This is a genomic window from Pseudomonas antarctica, from assembly GCF_001647715.1.
Classification (GTDB): Bacteria; Pseudomonadota; Gammaproteobacteria; order Pseudomonadales; family Pseudomonadaceae; genus Aquipseudomonas; species Aquipseudomonas antarctica_A.
Genome location: NZ_CP015600.1, coordinates 3,169,032 through 3,183,548, shown reverse-complemented (window position 1 = coordinate 3,183,548; position 14,517 = coordinate 3,169,032). Strand labels below are relative to the sequence as shown.

Genomic DNA, 14,517 nt, shown 5'->3' with positions numbered 1-14,517 from the left:
CGATGAAAAGGTTAACGACTGCAATCCTGGGTATGTGCCTGGCAGTGGGCGTCGCGGTTGTACACGCCGACGATACGATGAGCAATGACACGATGAAGAAAGACACGATGTCCCACGATACGATGAAAAAGGACACGATGAAAAAGGACGAAATGCACAAAGACACCATGGGTAAGGACACGATGAAAAAAGACACCATGGGCAAAGACACGATGAAGAAAGATTCCATGTCCAATGACGGCATGAAAAAAGACGACATGAAAAAGAATGACATGTCTCAGTAAAGCGGTGCATTACAGGAAAATTGTACTGCGTCTGGAAAACCCGCCTCGGCGGGTTTTCTCGATAGCGCTCACAGGTGCGATGGCATCAACCTGCAATCTGAAAGGTTCTCCTCTCATTGATCAGGTGTTTCCAGTTCCAAACGTTGGGTGCCTGATGCCAAGCATTTTGCAAAGGAACACCAGGCACAAGCGCGTACGAACGCCTGTTCTCCAGCCCTTCAATGAGGTTGACGGCCTCTTGCGGTTTGATTTGTTCAGTGCTTAAGCATGTGCACGTCCATTACTGCCAATGCGCACACAGTTTGACCAGCTCATCGACCACATACCGCACTTTGGGTCGCAAGTGCGAAACCTTCGGCCATACCGCGTGCACATCAACCGCTTCAGGTTCATAAGCATGTAACACCTCAACCAGCCTGCCCGCTTCGATATCGCCCTGGAACAGGCTGCGCGGCATCTGGCATAAGCCGGTGCCTGCTACGGCCGCAAGAATCATGGCTTCGCCGTCGCCAATCTGATGGCTTGAGGGCGGTGCGTAGCGTACGGTCTGCCCCGCTTGCATCACGCGCCATGCGAGCGGCTGGCCACGGCGATGGCCGACAATGCAGCGATGCTGGCTCAGCTCTTCCAGGGTTTGCGGGATGCCCAAACGTGCCAGGTAATCAGGGGCTGCACAGATGGCCCAGCGCTGACGAGTCAGTCGTCGCGCCACGAGGCCACTGGTGTCCTGCAATTCGCCAAAACGTACGAGCAGATCAATACCTTCTTCGAACGGGTCCACCAAGTGGTCGGAGAAGGTCAGGCTCAGGTGCAGTTCAGGGTATTTGTTGGCGATCTCGAACAACAAAGGTGCGACGACCCGACGTCCGAACGCCACCGGCACATCAACGCGCAAACGCCCGGTTGGCTCTCCACCTCCCGAAGCCAGCCCACTTTCAGCTGTGCCGATTTCCTCCAGCGCCGTAGAGCAAGCCAAAAAATAGGCCTCGCCATCCGCAGTCAGGGAAATCCGTCGCGTCGTGCGATGAAACAGCTGCGTCCCCAAGCGTTCTTCAAGGCGCGCGATGGCTTTGCCCACGGCGGACTTTGACAGCCCCAAGCGCTCGGCTGCCTGGGTAAAGCTGGAGGAGCGGGCCGCGACGACAAAGGTGATGACGCCCTGAAAGGAATCGATAGGTACCATGCTCGGCTCGCCAATTGTAGAGTTTTAGTCTACCCAGATTATAGCTGGAGGCCATTTATCACCAGCATGTTCAACAGTACGATGGATTCCAGTCAGACAACGGTGCACCGCGCACCCTCCCCGATCAATGTCCTGAAGGAACACATCATGCCCGTCGTACGTGTGAGCTGGTTCGAAGGTAAGGAACACGCGCAAAAAGCCGCTGTTGCAGCCGATATCACTCAAAGCATCGTCAAACACACCGGTACCGATGCCAATTACATCTACGTCATTTTCGAAGACGTCGCCGCCTCGGATTGGGCGGGCGCCGGCAAGCTGTTCGGGGAAGCGCCCGAAAACACCTGATACTCCCTGCCCGCACCGCATGAATCGGCTAGGCCAGCGACATGGCGGTGCAGGCGTTTGTAATGCCTCTGCCGGAGACAACCACGATGCACCCCATTATTTCCTGCCTGTTTTCTCTCGCGGTAAAACCCGCGCAGTTCGCTGAATTCAAGGCCTTGATCGCCACAATCGTTGCCGCCACCCGTGCCGAACCGGGCACACGGGTTTACGAATACAGCGTCAACGAAGAGCTGAGCACCGTGCACATTCTTGAGCGGTATAACGCCGATGCCGTGGTGAGCCACGTAGACAGCACTTTCGCCCCTTTCGGCCAGCGTTTCCTGGCGCTGTGCACCATCACCAGCCTGGTGGTATACGGCACCCCCGATGCAGAAATTCGCAAACGCCTGGACCCATTCGGGGCCGTATACATGACCCCGTTCGATGGCTTCAGCCGCTGAGTTCGCTCAAAGCCAGCACCGTTTCCTGCGCACTCCACATCCTGCACAGAGATCACTATGTCCGTTATCGCCGACGTTATTAAGTCCCGCATCTGCGCCCGCGCTTTCAGGTGTTGACCTGATGGGATGAATCGCCCCCATCCCCTACGGTACTGCTTAGTCGTCAAGCCCCGGGCCCTTCGTTTACTGCCTCGGGCCTTCGCACGACTCCTTTAAGCAGGCAGTAGAAGGCAAACGAACTATGCATGGTGACCAGGATCAGTTGGGGGCTTATCCCATCAACGAACAATACCCGGCAGGTCACAACCCTCGCGAGGGTGATGCGTTTGCTGCGGCTCAGGCAGAGATCGACAAGCTCAATAATATCCATGCGGTCGACGCCGTGGATTGGCAGCGCCTGTCGACACTCTGCGAAGGCATTCTCAAATCCGAAGGTAAAGACCTCAGTGTCGCCATTTGGCTGCTGTGTGCTTGGACTCGCCTGCGCGCAATGGCTGGGCTAAGCGCCGGGGTTCATCTGCTCAGAGAGATGTTGGACCTCTATTGGCACACCCTGACGCCACCCGTCTCGCGCTTGCGGGCTCGGCGCAATCAAGCGCAATGGCTGATCGAGTGGCTGGACAAGACGCTGGCAGAGCCTTTTGAACCGTTGGACCCCCTGGCGGCTGAGCGTTTGATCAGCGACTGGGAGGCCATTGATGCGTTCTGGCGCACGCAGGATGACCAGGCCCCGAGCTTTGCCAGAGTTCGTCGGCGCCTGGAGCAACTGACCCGTAGCAAAACCCAAGAGCCGTCACAGGGCACGACGTCGCCAGCCGCGCAATCCACGCCCGCTGACGTCGCGACCGGCGCCCTGCCCATGGTCATCAGCCCGCCAGTGACCTTATTGGACGGCGATGAGGCCATCGTCAGCAACGTAGAAAAGGTGTTCGAGTCGCTGCGTCCGGTGCACGCCTACTGCCTGGATCAGCGCCCTGCTCTGCCCTTGACCTATCGGCTGAATCGCCAGGCACTGTGGATCACGCTCGAAGCGCTTCCTCCCAGCCAGGGTCGAAACACTCGCCTGCCCTCTCCGCCCCTTACTCTGCGAGAGAGTCTCCTGCGTTTGCAGGAAGTCGCCGAGCCGCTGGATATCGCGCGTTTCTGCGAAGGTCGGCTGAGCAGCTACCCCTTTTGGCTCGACCTTAATCGCATCAGCCACATCGCCCTTTTACAGGCGGGTGCTAGCGCTGCTGCCCAGGCCATAGCGCACGAGGTGCAAGGGTTGGTAAGCCGCCTGCCTGGCGTTATCGATCTGACCTTCGCCGACGGCATGCCTTTTGCCGATGGCGCCACCCGAGCGTGGCTGGAAAGCCTGGCGCCGACGACGCCCGTAGTCGCCCCCAAGGACGCTATCGAGACCTGCGTGGAAGACGCTCGGCGTATGGCCAATGAAGGTCGGCTGAATGATGGGTTAGCCGAACTGCAGCGCTGCATCGCTCATACCGCCAGCGCGCGCGACCGTTTCAGGCTGAGTGCCTCGCAATGCGTGCTGGTTTATCGGTTCGACCCCCACCCTGATCTGCGTATCGCGCTGGAAGGCCTGCTGGCCCGGGCCGACGAGCTCAATCTGGAGCAATGGGAGCCCGAGTTGGTCAAGCCGCTGCTTGAAATGATGCTTGAGCACAGCAACTCGTCTGAATGGTCACGGCGATTGTCACGCCTGGACCTTAACGGGTTCTGGCGCAAGCGCAGCGCCTGTACCGCAACTGACTGAACCCCTGACACGACGCGACTGCCTCTGCGAGTCGCTCACTGAGGAGAAACACCATGGCAAGTGACGGTTCCGTCGCGCCTAAAGAGCGCGTCAATATTGTCTACAAACCTGCGACGGGCGATGCCCAGGAACAGGTCGAGCTGCCGCTCAAGCAATTGGTGATCGGTGACTTCACCCTGCGTGAAGACCAGACACCTGTCGAAGAACTCAAGCCGATTCGCGTCGACAAGGACAACTTCACCGACGTGCTCAAAGGCCAGAACCTGAGCCTGCAACTATCCATCGCCAACCGCCTCTCGGATGACGCAACGCCAGACGAGCGTCTGGCGGTGAATCTGAAGTTCGAATCGATTCGTGACTTTGAACCGGACGCCCTGGTTGAGCAGGTACCGGAACTCGGCCAGTTGATCGCCCTGCGTGATGCACTCAAAGCGTTGAAAGGCCCACTGGGTAACGTGCCCGATTTTCGCAAGGAATTACAGGCATTGATCGAAGACGACGGTGCGCGTGCCCGCTTGCTCGGTGAGTTGGGCGTTGAGGAAAAGGAGTAAAGCCATGACCCAAGAAGCAACGCAAAACCCGGCCACGCAACCGTCTGCGACGCAACAGGAGGGTTCGCTGCTGGATCAATTGATCCATACCGCGCGAATAAAGCCTGGCGACGAGGCCTACGCGGTGACGCGCCAAGGTCTGGAGGCCTTTGTCGCACAGTTGCTGGAACCCAGCCGCGCGGTCGAAAAAGTCAGCGCCAACCTGATCGACGACATGATTGCAGCGTTGGACGCCAAGCTCTGCCGTCAAGTCGACGCTATTTTGCATCATGAGCGTTTCCAGGCGCTCGAGGCGTCATGGCGCTCGTTGAAATTTTTGGTCGACCGTACCGATTTTCGTGAAAACAACCGCCTGGAAATTCTCAGTGTGTCCAAGCAAAAGCTGCTGGACGACTTTGAAGACGCCCCGGAGATCACGCGCTCGGGTCTGTACAAGGCCGTTTACAGCGCAGAGTTCGGACAATTCGGCGGCCAGCCGTTCGGCGCCATCATCGGCAATTACGAGTTCAACCCTGGCTCACAGGACATCAAGCTGCTGCAGTCCATCGCGTCCGTATCGACGATGTCGCACACACCCTTCATCGCGGCGGCAGGCCCGCAGTTCTTTGGTGTCGAGAGCTTTTCCCAGTTGCCCAACCTGAAAGACCTGCAAGCCGTATTCGAAGGCCCGCAGTTCATCAAGTGGAATGCGTTTCGCGAGAGTGAAGACTCACGTTTTGTGGGGCTGACGTTGCCGCACTTCCTGCTGCGCACGCCCTACGGGGAAGAAACGGTGCCGGTCAGAAAATTCCGTTACAACGAAAGCGTGACCTCCAGCAATCACGATTTCCTGTGGGGCAATGCCGCCTTCGCCTTTGCCAGCCGATTGTCCGACAGCTTCGCCCAGTACCGTTGGTGTGCCAACGTCATCGGCCCGCAAGGTGGCGGTACCGTCAGCGACCTGCCGATTTACAACTACGAAGCCATGGGTGAGGTGCAGACCAAAATCCCGACTGACGTGCTGATCTCCGAGCGGCGGGAATTCGAGCTGGCCGAGCAGGGTTTTATTGCCCTGACCATGCGCAAGAACACCGACAACGCCGCGTTCTTCTCCGCCAACTCTTGTCAGAAACCCAAGTACTTTGGCAATGACAAAGAAGGCAAGGAAGCGGAGTTGAACTACAAGCTCGGCACCCAGTTGCCCTACATCTTCGTGGTCAGTCGCCTGGCTCACTACATCAAGGTCATCCAGCGCGAAAACATCGGCACCTGGAAAGAGCGCGGCGACCTGGAGTCGGAGCTCAATGGCTGGATCCGTCAATACGTCGCCGACATGGACAACCCTGCTGTGGGCGTGCGCAGCCGTCGGCCATTGCGCCAGGCCGACATTTCCGTAAACGACGTCGAAGGTGACCCAGGCTGGTACCGCGTGAGCCTCAAGGTCCGGCCGCATTTCAAGTACATGGGGGCTTCGTTCACCTTGTCGCTGGTCGGCAAGCTGGACAAGAGCTGAAAGCTGCGCGCTGCTCACTCTGCGGTCATCCGCCCTGCCGATGGCCGCAACCGTTGAATCATGAGTGATTGAGGGATCGGTGATGAAAGAAAAACGCCTGCTGGAACGCATTGGCGCCCTGCAACTGGGCAGCGAACGCTCCCACCTGACCCAGGCGCAAGTGCTGCTGGACTCACTGATGGAGCATCTGAGCCGGATCCTTAACACTCGCCAAGGCAGCGTGCCGATAGACCCGGATTTCGGGGTGCCCGACTTCACCAACCTGGCCGGCAGTTTCGCCACCGGAGAAACGGCGCAAATCATCGACCACATGACACGCATGGTTGCGCGTTACGAACCGCGTCTGAAATCACCCTGCATCACCCTGGCCGAACACGGTTGCGAGGTGTTGTCGTTGCGCTTCATGCTCGACGGATTGGTCGCGATCAATGACCGCGACATCCCCATCCACTTGTCGACCCTCGTCTCCTGCGACGGGCGCGTCTCGCTGTCGATGCGCTAGGTGGACTGTGCAGAACTTCTACTACCAAAGTGAACTGAATAACCTGCGGCATCTGGCCGATGAGTTCGCCCAGCGTAACCCTGCCCTGGCGCCCTTGCTCGGCAGTGGCTCCGCCAGTGATCCGGATGTGGAGCGGCTGCTCGAAGGCGTGGCCTTCCTGACGGGCATGGTGCGCCAGCGGTTGGATGACGAGTTTCCCGAATTTGTCCAAGAACTGGCGCAGTTGCTTTATCCGCAGTATTTGCAGCCACTGCCGTGCATGACGCTGCTGCAGTTCGCGCCGCGAACAGCGCTTTCACAGACACAAGCTATCGATACCGGCTGCGAAGTGGCTTCCGTACCCATTGATGGCCATCGAGTGAGCTTTCGCAGCACGATGCCGGTCGACCTTGAGCCGGTCACGCTAACCGGTGCGCGCTGGGAGGGCGGAACCTCAGACAGCCGTTGCCTGGTGCTGGACCTTGCGCTGACCGTCGCGCCCAATGACTTCAAGGCCGACAGCCTGATCTTTTACCTGGGTGATACCTTCAGCGAAGCCTGCGCCCTGCTCCGTCTGCTGGACCAGCATGTGCGCGAAATACGCATCCAGGGTGAAGGCCAACCGATAACGCTGCTGTCGGCCAACCACATCCAACCGTGCGGCTTTGATCGTGAGCACGCGTTGTTGCCCTACCCGGACGCCGCACACCCGGCCTACCGGGGCTTGCAGGAGTATTTCGCGTTGCCGGAAAAATTCCTGTTCGTGCGCTTGAGCGGTTTGCAGCGCTGGCGCCATCGAGGCGAACACACCCGCATGAGCGTAAAGCTGGTGTTCGACAAAGTGCCGTCGTGGGCACCCTCGATAACCGAAAACAGCTTCATGCTCGGGGTGACACCCGCGGTCAATCTGTTCACCCAGGACGCTCACCCGCTCAGGGTCGATCACCGCCAACCCGAATATCGCATCCAGCCTGCGAACCAGTCCCAGCGCCAACGCCTGCGCATTCATTCAGTGCTGAGTGTCAGCGCCTATTCGGGCACCGGCAACGAAAAAACCTTAAAACCCTTCCACACCATTTACCAGCGTGATGCGTTCAACCTGCGTATTCGCCAGGGCAGCAATGACCCGCGTGATTACGAGCACTTCATCAGCCTGCCGTATGTCGACCGTCAATCGCCGGAAGACCTCACCCTGTCGATCTCGCTGCTGTGCACTGACGGCCCGCTGCCCGAGAGTTTGCACCCCGGGGACCTCAACCAGCCGATGGACAACACCCCGGCGCGCGTCACGCTGCGCAACATTCGTGGCATCACCCCCTGCCATCCGCCCAAATACCAGGACCGTTTGCTGTGGCGCATGCTTTCCCAGCTGAATGCCAACCACTTCAAACTGCTGGACGCCGAATACCTCAAGAGCCTGCTCAAACTCTACCTGCCGAGCGCCGATGAGGGTGGGCAAGACGCCAACAATCGACGGATCAACGGCATTGAAAAAGTCTTTGCCACGCAGGAGCGACGCTTCATCAACGGCCTGCCCATCGAAGGTACGGTGGTGCGCCTTGAGTGCCGCGGCGACCATTTCCTGGGTTCCGGAGGGCTTTACCTGTTTGGCGTGGTACTCGATGAGTTCTTTGCCGGCAGTGTCGCGCTCAACAGCTTCGTAGCGCTCAACCTGTACGACAGCGTTAATCAGGAAACACTGGCGTGGCCGGCGAAAATCGGCCGGCAGCGCCTGCTATGACTCAGGACGCCTTGCTGGCCAACGGTCGCGACTATGCTTTTTTCCAGGCGTTGCGCTTGCTGCGTCTTCGCTTCCCGGACGATAACGCCTTCAGCGATGGCGTACGCGTGCGCCCTGGCCTGGGGTTGGGGTTCCCCGAGAGCGATATTTTAGCCATTGACCAGGACGACAGCGGGCGTTATCACCTGCAAGCCAGCTTCTTTGGCTTGTATGGCGTGACCTCACCGCTGCCGACGTTCTACACCGAAGACCTGATCGACGAGCAGCTGCAAGGCCGCAGTGCCGGCCGTGATTTTCTCGATATCGTGCATGCCGCGCTGTACCCGCTGCTGTTTCGTGCCTGGGAAAAACACCGTCTGTGGATGGCTATCGGCGAGCGTCGTGACCTGAGCCGTCTCAACCTGGTGCGTTCGCTGATCGGCCTGGCCGACGCCGACCCGCAGTGGCGCCAGCATGCACCGCAATTAGTGCGCTACGCCGGCATCTTCAACCAGTTCCCGCGCTCGGCGCTCGGCCTGGAGCAACTGCTCAGCAGCACACTGGACGGCGATCCCGTCGAAGTCGTGCCCTGCGTGCTGACCCAAGTGCCGATTGATGACCAGTCCCGCTGCCGGTTGGGTCTGCAGGGCAACGTGCTGGGGCAGGACAGCCTGCTCGGGCAACAGGTCAGCGACCGCACCAGTACTCTGGACATCCGTATCGGCCCCCTGGACGCCTTGCGTTTTCACCTGCTGATGCCGGGCGCCGCACTCTACAAACGTATCGAACGATTAACCGCGTTGTACCTGCACACCCCGCTCAAATGCCGGCTGGTGCTGAGCCTTAAACCAGAACAACAGCGTGGCACGCGATTGGGTGACAGCTGGCAGCGCCTGGGCACCAACACCTGGCTGGGGCGCACAGTCGACCAGGGCAAGGCGGTATTCACGCTGGCCGGGGCGCAAAGTCCCGGCGCTCAATCGAGGACCGGACAATGATTCAGGTAGAACTCAAGCCGTTATTTGCCAGGCTCAATACCTTCAGCAATCACGCCCTGGAAAATAGCGCCGGCATGACGCTGGCGCGCGCCCATTACGAAATTACGATCGAGCATTTCCTGCACCAATTACTGCAGGACCCGCAGGGTGATATTGCGTTGATTCTTGCGTATTTTGAGGTAGATCCCTTACGCCTTTCAGCCCGGCTTGACGATAGCCTGGCCCAGTTCAAGCGAGGTAATCCGGGACGCCCGGTCTTTTCACCGCTGTTGACCGAGTGGGTGCAGGACGCCTGGATCGCGGCTTCGCTGATTGTCGGCAGCCCCAGCATCCGCGCCGGGACGTTGCTGCTCGCCTTGGTCACGCGCCTGGGTTACTACACGGCGGGCACCCGTTACGGCGAACTGCTCAAGGGCGTTTCACGCGAGCGCCTGGGTAATCAGTTCGCCGATATCGTCGCTGGTTCCAGCGAAGGCCCATTGGCACACCTGCAAGGCGCAGCGCCGGGCGGCAGCGCGCCTGATACCAGCGCTGGGGTCAATCGCGAAAACACCATCGCGCGGTTCTGCGAAGACCTCACCGCCAAGGCCGCCAAGGGTGGTATTGACCCCGTGTTCGGACGTGACCAGGAAATTCGCCAGATGGTGGATATCCTCGCCCGACGCCGCAAGAACAACCCCATTGTGGTCGGTGAACCGGGCGTTGGTAAGTCCGCCGTGGTCGAGGGCCTGGCGCTGGCTATCCACCTGGGCGATGTCCCGGATTTTCTGCGCAACACACGGCTGCTGAGTCTCGATATGGGCCTGCTGGAGGCCGGTGCCAGTGTCAAAGGTGAGTTCGAGAGTCGCCTGCGCGCGGTGATCGACGAGGTTAAAGCGTCCACCGTGCCGATCATTCTATTTATCGACGAAGCCCACATGCTGATTGGCGCCGGGGGGCCGACCGGTGGCACTGACGCCGCCAACCTGCTCAAGCCTGCGCTGGCCCGGGGAGAGCTGCGCACCATCGCCGCAACCACTTGGGGCGAGTACAAAAAGCACTTCGAAAAAGACCCTGCCCTCGCCCGCCGCTTCCAGCTCGTCAAGCTTGAGGAGCCGAGCGTGGCAACCGCTGTGCTGATTCTGCGAGGCCTCAAGCCCCACTATGAAAAAGTCCACGGTGTCAGCGTTCGCGATGATGCAATTACCGCCGCCGCCGAACTGTCCGACCGCTATGTCACAGGGCGGTTGTTGCCCGACAAGGCTGTCGACCTGCTAGACACGGCCAGTGCGCGCGTGCGTATTGGCCTGGACACTCGGCCCGCGAACCTGGAACAGCTCGAACGGCATCAAGGCGCCTTGTCCCGCGAGCGCGAGGCCCTGGAACGCGATCAACGCCATGGCCACCCGGTGGACCCTGGCCGTATACAGGCCATCGAGCAAACACTCATTCAACTAGGTGTGGAGTACCAGGCGCTGGAACACCGCTGGCAGTTAGAGCGTGCTGCTGCATATCGCGTGCTTGAGGTGCGCGCCGAGACGCAAACCCTTGACGACTGGCCAGCAAGGCTGGCTGAGGCCCGTGACAGCCTGGCGCACCTGCAAGGTGACGACCCATTGCTGTTCACCGAGGTCGGTCCGGACACCATCGCCAAAGTCGTGTCTGACTGGACCGGCATCCCGCTGGGCAAGGTCTTGCGCGATAGCGCCGGCGGCGTCATGTCGTTGGCCGCCACGATCAACACCCGGATTCATGGCCAGGACGCCGCCGTCCAATGCATCACCGACATACTCAAGGCGGCACAATCGGGCCTGCGCGATCCGCAACAACCCCTGGGCGTGTTCCTGCTGGTGGGTCCTTCCGGTGTCGGTAAAACCGAAACTGCACTCGCCGTGGCCGATCACTTGTTTGGCGGCGAGCATGCACTGACCACGCTCGCCATGAGTGAGTTTCAGGAAAAGCACACGGTGAGTCGCCTGGTCGGCTCGCCTCCCGGTTATGTGGGTTATGGAGAAGGTGGCTTGCTGACAGAAGCCGTGCGCCGTCGGCCCTATTCGGTGGTGCTGCTCGACGAGGTGGAAAAGGCCCATCTGGAGGTGGTCAACCTGTTTTATCAGGTGTTCGACAAAGGCATCCTTTCCGACGGTGAAGGCCGCCAAATCGACTTCAGCAACACCGTGATATTTCTCACCAGCAACTTGGCGAGCGATGAAATCAGCGCATTGTGTGCCGGCGAACGCCCGAGTGCCGACACGCTGGTGGAGCGGATTCAGCCCGTGCTGTCGTCGCACTTCAAACCGGCGTTGCTCGCCCGCATGACCGTGGTGCCTTACTTCACCCTGCAAGCAGAACACCTGGCGAGCATTGTCGAGCTGAAACTCCAGCGCCTGGCGTCGCGCCTGCTGGCATCGGCCAAGGTACGCCTGTGCTTCAGCGCGTCGGTCGCGCGCACCCTCGCCGAGCGCTGCACGAACGTCCAAAACGGCGCGCGCAACATTGACTTTATGTTGCGCAAAAGCCTGACGCCGCGCCTGTCGGACGTGCTGCTCACGGCGATGGCCGAGCAGCGCGTGCTCAGTGCCATCCGCGTCGATATGGACGCCAGTGGTGGGTGGCGGATCGACGCCCTGGACAGCTGAACAATCAGGTCTTTACCCGAGCGCAAAAAAAACGGGCCCGCCCTACAGTGGCCCCGTGACTCGATTGCGCAGGTAACCAGGAGTTCAGACCATGACATTGACCGAGCAACCTCTGTGCACCTTCCTCAGTGACGCGCTCGCCTTGGAACCCCTGCTGGTCGCCCGTTGGCAGGGTGAAGACGTGTTGTCACGGCCCTATCGCTTCGAGGTGGTACTGGCATCGCTGAACCCGTTACTGAACGAAGATGCCATGCTCGGTGCAGCCGCCCACCTGACCCTGTTTGACACCCTGGGCACTGCTCACCCGTACCACGGCATCGTCACGTCGGTGGAACTGTTGGACGCCGATGATCTTTACCACTATTGCCGTGTGGTGCTGGAGCCGCGCATCACTCGACTCCGCCAGCAGCGCTTCAGCGAAATCTGGCTGGACAAAAACCTGCCGGAGTTGGTCCGCGACATCCTCAAAAATGCCGACCTGACGCGTGAAGGCCCGGGCTCGGACAGCATCAGCACGGCCGCCTTCGATTTTGATGTACGCCTGCGGGGCGACGACATCCCCCATACGCAAGCCAACTTTACCTGCCAGTACGAAGAATCCAGCTTCGACTTTCTGTCGCGCCTGTTGGAATACAGCGGCTGCTACTACTTCTTCGAGCAGCAGGATCAGCAGGAAGCGCTGATCATTTGCAGTGATCGCAGCGCCCAACCCAAGACAGTGCTGCCGGTGCTGTACCGCCCCTTGGACACCGCGCTGAACAACGGTCTTCAGGCGGTAGCGCACACCTTTATCCGTCGCACCCTAGTGCAACCGGAGCAGGTGGTGCTACAGGACTTTTCTGCCAGCAATGCACAACTGGCGCTACACAGCACAGCGTCGGTGGCGGCCGGTAGCGTCGCCGAAGATGCCCAAGCTCCGAGCGCCTCGCCAGCGTTCAGCGGCGACTATGGCCTCTATGGTGAGCATTTTGGCAGTCACGCTCAGGGCATCTGGCTGGCGCAACGCCGTGCCCAGGCGCTGGGATGCCGTCATCGGCTGTTCCACGGCAGTGGCCATGTTACCGGCCTTCGATCAGGCGGTTCGATGGTCTTGGCCGGGCATGCGCGGCCCTGCATGAATGCGGCTTATCAAGTGCTTGAAGTGCACCACAGCGGGCAACAACCACTGCCCGCTACGGGCGAGGATAACGTGGCCCGCGATACCCAAACGCGCTTTCTGGTGATCCCCGCCGAGGTGCAGTTCCGTCCGCCCCTGGAAACCCCAAAACCCAACGCGTTTGGCGTACTGAGTGCCGTGGTGGATGGCGACGACAGCGGCAAGCCCCTGCTCAACCAGCACGGCTGCTACAAAGTCCGTTTCCCGTTTACCCGCGATCAAAAACCCAGCACTCGGGGTTCGGCATGGCTGCGCAGGGTGTCGTTGTCTGCCGGTTCCAGCCATGGCATGCACTTTCCGCTGCTCAAAGGCAGTGAAGTGTTGGTGTCATTTCTCGGCGGCGACCCGGACCGGCCGATTATCGTTGGCTGCGTGCCAAACTCGGAAAACCCGAGCATGGTCATTGAGCGTAACGCCACTCAGAGCGGCTTCTCCACGGCCGGAGGGCACTTCCTGGCGATGGAAGACCACCCTGGGGCCGCCCATCTGAAACTGGGCGCGCCTGGCGGTAACAGCACCTTCACACTGGGCAATGGCGAAGTCGCCGGCGCGCAACTGCGCACCAACGCCCATATGCAATTGACATCGTCCTCGCTCACGCACGAGGTGCCCGGCGTGTACTCGTTGTCCATGGGCACCGGGGACCCGGCGACAGCCAGTGGCAGCGACTCGGGCCCGGATACCACCGTGCCGACTCCGCCACCCAAACCAACACCGGGGGAACTCAACACAGGTGTCAATTGGGGCGGCCCGAACTGGCTCAACCTTGGCGCCAAGGCTGAATTCAGCAATGCGCCTACCTTCTCGACATCACTCAAGACGGCGGCAGCCCAGTTGGAGGCAAGCCTGGGCGGAGCCAAGGGAAGCCTCACTGTGCAAGGAAAAGCGACCACCGTGAATATGTCGGGCGTCAGCATTTCACTGTCGTGTAACGGGTTCACTTACGTCTGGGAAAAGATCGGGAAGAAGGTCGCGGCAATTTCCGAAGACAAGAAGCTCATCGATAAAACGGTGGCCTCCGTCTCAAAACTTGAAGCAGAGCTGCACAAGGTGACTGCCGATCTATACACGGTGACCGGTACGACCTCGATCACGCTGAAATGCGCTGAGCATTCCATCGTATTAAACCAAGATGGCATTCGGATCCAGTCGCCTAAACCGATCATGATCGACGGCGACGTGGCCATTACCGGTAAAACCCGGTTCGTGGGAAATGTCGATGTGGCTGGCGATATCAACTGCAAAAACGCGACCGTATCCTCCCAGTTGAAAGCCACCTACACCAGCCTCGACGAACTGAGTGCGACCAATGCAACGTTGGGCGCCGTTTATATCCCTCCCACGCCGACGCAAGCGCTGATAGAAGCCGAAGAAACCGCGCGGCTCAAAGCCTTTGAGGTGCTCAACGAAATGGCTGAGGCGGTCGCCAGAGGGTTGGACGACGGGGCCAATGCGGCACTCCAGGTAGTCGACAACTTCGAGCCTTAAAGCGT

Annotated in this window: 12 protein-coding genes; 11 read left to right on the top strand and 1 reads right to left on the bottom strand. The window is 59.8% G+C overall.

What is annotated here, in order from left to right:
* Nucleotides 1-2 precede the first annotated feature (2 nt).
* A complete protein-coding gene (locus tag A7J50_RS14355) occupies nt 3-284 on the top strand; it encodes a pentapeptide MXKDX repeat protein (RefSeq protein WP_064452401.1) in 282 nt (93 codons plus the stop codon).
* Between the two features lie 280 nt (nt 285-564).
* Here A7J50_RS14355 and A7J50_RS14350 read toward each other — a convergent pair whose 3' ends face one another.
* Entirely contained in the window at nt 565-1,467 is a 903-nt protein-coding gene (locus tag A7J50_RS14350; RefSeq protein ID WP_064452400.1) for a LysR family transcriptional regulator, read from the bottom strand.
* Between the two features lie 147 nt (nt 1,468-1,614).
* Here A7J50_RS14350 and A7J50_RS14345 point away from each other — a divergent pair, with 147 nt between their 5' ends.
* From A7J50_RS14345 to A7J50_RS14300, 10 genes are all read left to right on the top strand, one after another.
* Nucleotides 1,615-1,812, top strand: a complete 198-nt coding sequence (locus A7J50_RS14345; protein WP_064454936.1) for a tautomerase family protein — start codon at nt 1,615-1,617, stop codon at nt 1,810-1,812.
* Between the two features lie 86 nt (nt 1,813-1,898).
* On the top strand, nt 1,899-2,252 hold the full coding sequence (locus A7J50_RS14340) for a putative quinol monooxygenase (protein WP_064454935.1): 354 nt from the start codon (nt 1,899-1,901) through the stop codon (nt 2,250-2,252).
* A gap of 241 nt (nt 2,253-2,493) precedes the next feature.
* On the top strand, nt 2,494-4,008 hold the full coding sequence (gene tssA / locus A7J50_RS14335; RefSeq protein ID WP_064452399.1) for a type VI secretion system protein TssA: 1,515 nt from the start codon (nt 2,494-2,496) through the stop codon (nt 4,006-4,008).
* Between the two features lie 53 nt (nt 4,009-4,061).
* Complete coding sequence (gene tssB / locus A7J50_RS14330; protein WP_064452398.1) at nt 4,062-4,559, top strand: type VI secretion system contractile sheath small subunit; 498 nt, start codon at nt 4,062-4,064, stop codon at nt 4,557-4,559.
* Between the two features lie 4 nt (nt 4,560-4,563).
* Nucleotides 4,564-6,051 (top strand): type VI secretion system contractile sheath large subunit, encoded by a 1,488-nt coding sequence (gene tssC / locus A7J50_RS14325; RefSeq protein WP_064452397.1) that lies wholly within the window; start codon nt 4,564-4,566, stop codon nt 6,049-6,051.
* 82 nt (nt 6,052-6,133) lie between these two features.
* Nucleotides 6,134-6,553 carry a type VI secretion system baseplate subunit TssE gene (gene tssE / locus A7J50_RS14320; protein ID WP_064452396.1) on the top strand — a complete coding sequence of 140 codons (420 nt, stop codon included), beginning with the start codon at nt 6,134-6,136 and terminating at the stop codon, nt 6,551-6,553.
* A 7-nt stretch (nt 6,554-6,560) separates the two neighbouring features.
* Complete coding sequence (gene tssF / locus A7J50_RS14315; RefSeq protein WP_064452395.1) at nt 6,561-8,273, top strand: type VI secretion system baseplate subunit TssF; 1,713 nt, start codon at nt 6,561-6,563, stop codon at nt 8,271-8,273.
* A complete protein-coding gene (tssG, locus tag A7J50_RS14310) occupies nt 8,270-9,250 on the top strand; it encodes a type VI secretion system baseplate subunit TssG (RefSeq protein WP_237140905.1) in 981 nt (326 codons plus the stop codon). The genes tssF and tssG overlap by 4 nt, the downstream gene beginning before the upstream one ends.
* Complete coding sequence (gene tssH / locus A7J50_RS14305) at nt 9,247-11,868, top strand: type VI secretion system ATPase TssH (RefSeq protein ID WP_064452393.1); 2,622 nt, start codon at nt 9,247-9,249, stop codon at nt 11,866-11,868. Before tssG ends, tssH begins: the two co-directional genes overlap by 4 nt.
* A gap of 91 nt (nt 11,869-11,959) precedes the next feature.
* The gene (locus A7J50_RS14300) at nt 11,960-14,512 is read left to right on the top strand and encodes a type VI secretion system Vgr family protein (RefSeq protein WP_064452392.1); all 2,553 of its coding nucleotides are present in this window, start codon (nt 11,960-11,962) and stop codon (nt 14,510-14,512) included.
* The last annotated feature ends 5 nt before the right edge of the window (nt 14,513-14,517 follow it).

Bases quoted from the DNA above. Each gene is read 5' to 3' on its own strand.
- A7J50_RS14355 (WP_064452401.1), top strand. From the start codon at position 3: ATGAAAAGGTTAACGACTGCAATCCTGGGTATGTGCCTGGCAGTGGGC.
- A7J50_RS14350 (WP_064452400.1), bottom strand. From the start codon at position 1,467: ATGGTACCTATCGATTCCTTTCAGGGCGTCATCACCTTTGTCGTCGCG.
- A7J50_RS14345 (WP_064454936.1), top strand. From the start codon at position 1,615: ATGCCCGTCGTACGTGTGAGCTGGTTCGAAGGTAAGGAACACGCGCAA.
- A7J50_RS14340 (WP_064454935.1), top strand. From the start codon at position 1,899: ATGCACCCCATTATTTCCTGCCTGTTTTCTCTCGCGGTAAAACCCGCG.
- tssA (WP_064452399.1), top strand. From the start codon at position 2,494: ATGCATGGTGACCAGGATCAGTTGGGGGCTTATCCCATCAACGAACAA.
- tssB (WP_064452398.1), top strand. From the start codon at position 4,062: ATGGCAAGTGACGGTTCCGTCGCGCCTAAAGAGCGCGTCAATATTGTC.
- tssC (WP_064452397.1), top strand. From the start codon at position 4,564: ATGACCCAAGAAGCAACGCAAAACCCGGCCACGCAACCGTCTGCGACG.
- tssE (WP_064452396.1), top strand. From the start codon at position 6,134: ATGAAAGAAAAACGCCTGCTGGAACGCATTGGCGCCCTGCAACTGGGC.
- tssG (WP_237140905.1), top strand. From the start codon at position 8,270: ATGACTCAGGACGCCTTGCTGGCCAACGGTCGCGACTATGCTTTTTTC.
- tssH (WP_064452393.1), top strand. From the start codon at position 9,247: ATGATTCAGGTAGAACTCAAGCCGTTATTTGCCAGGCTCAATACCTTC.
- A7J50_RS14300 (WP_064452392.1), top strand. From the start codon at position 11,960: ATGACATTGACCGAGCAACCTCTGTGCACCTTCCTCAGTGACGCGCTC.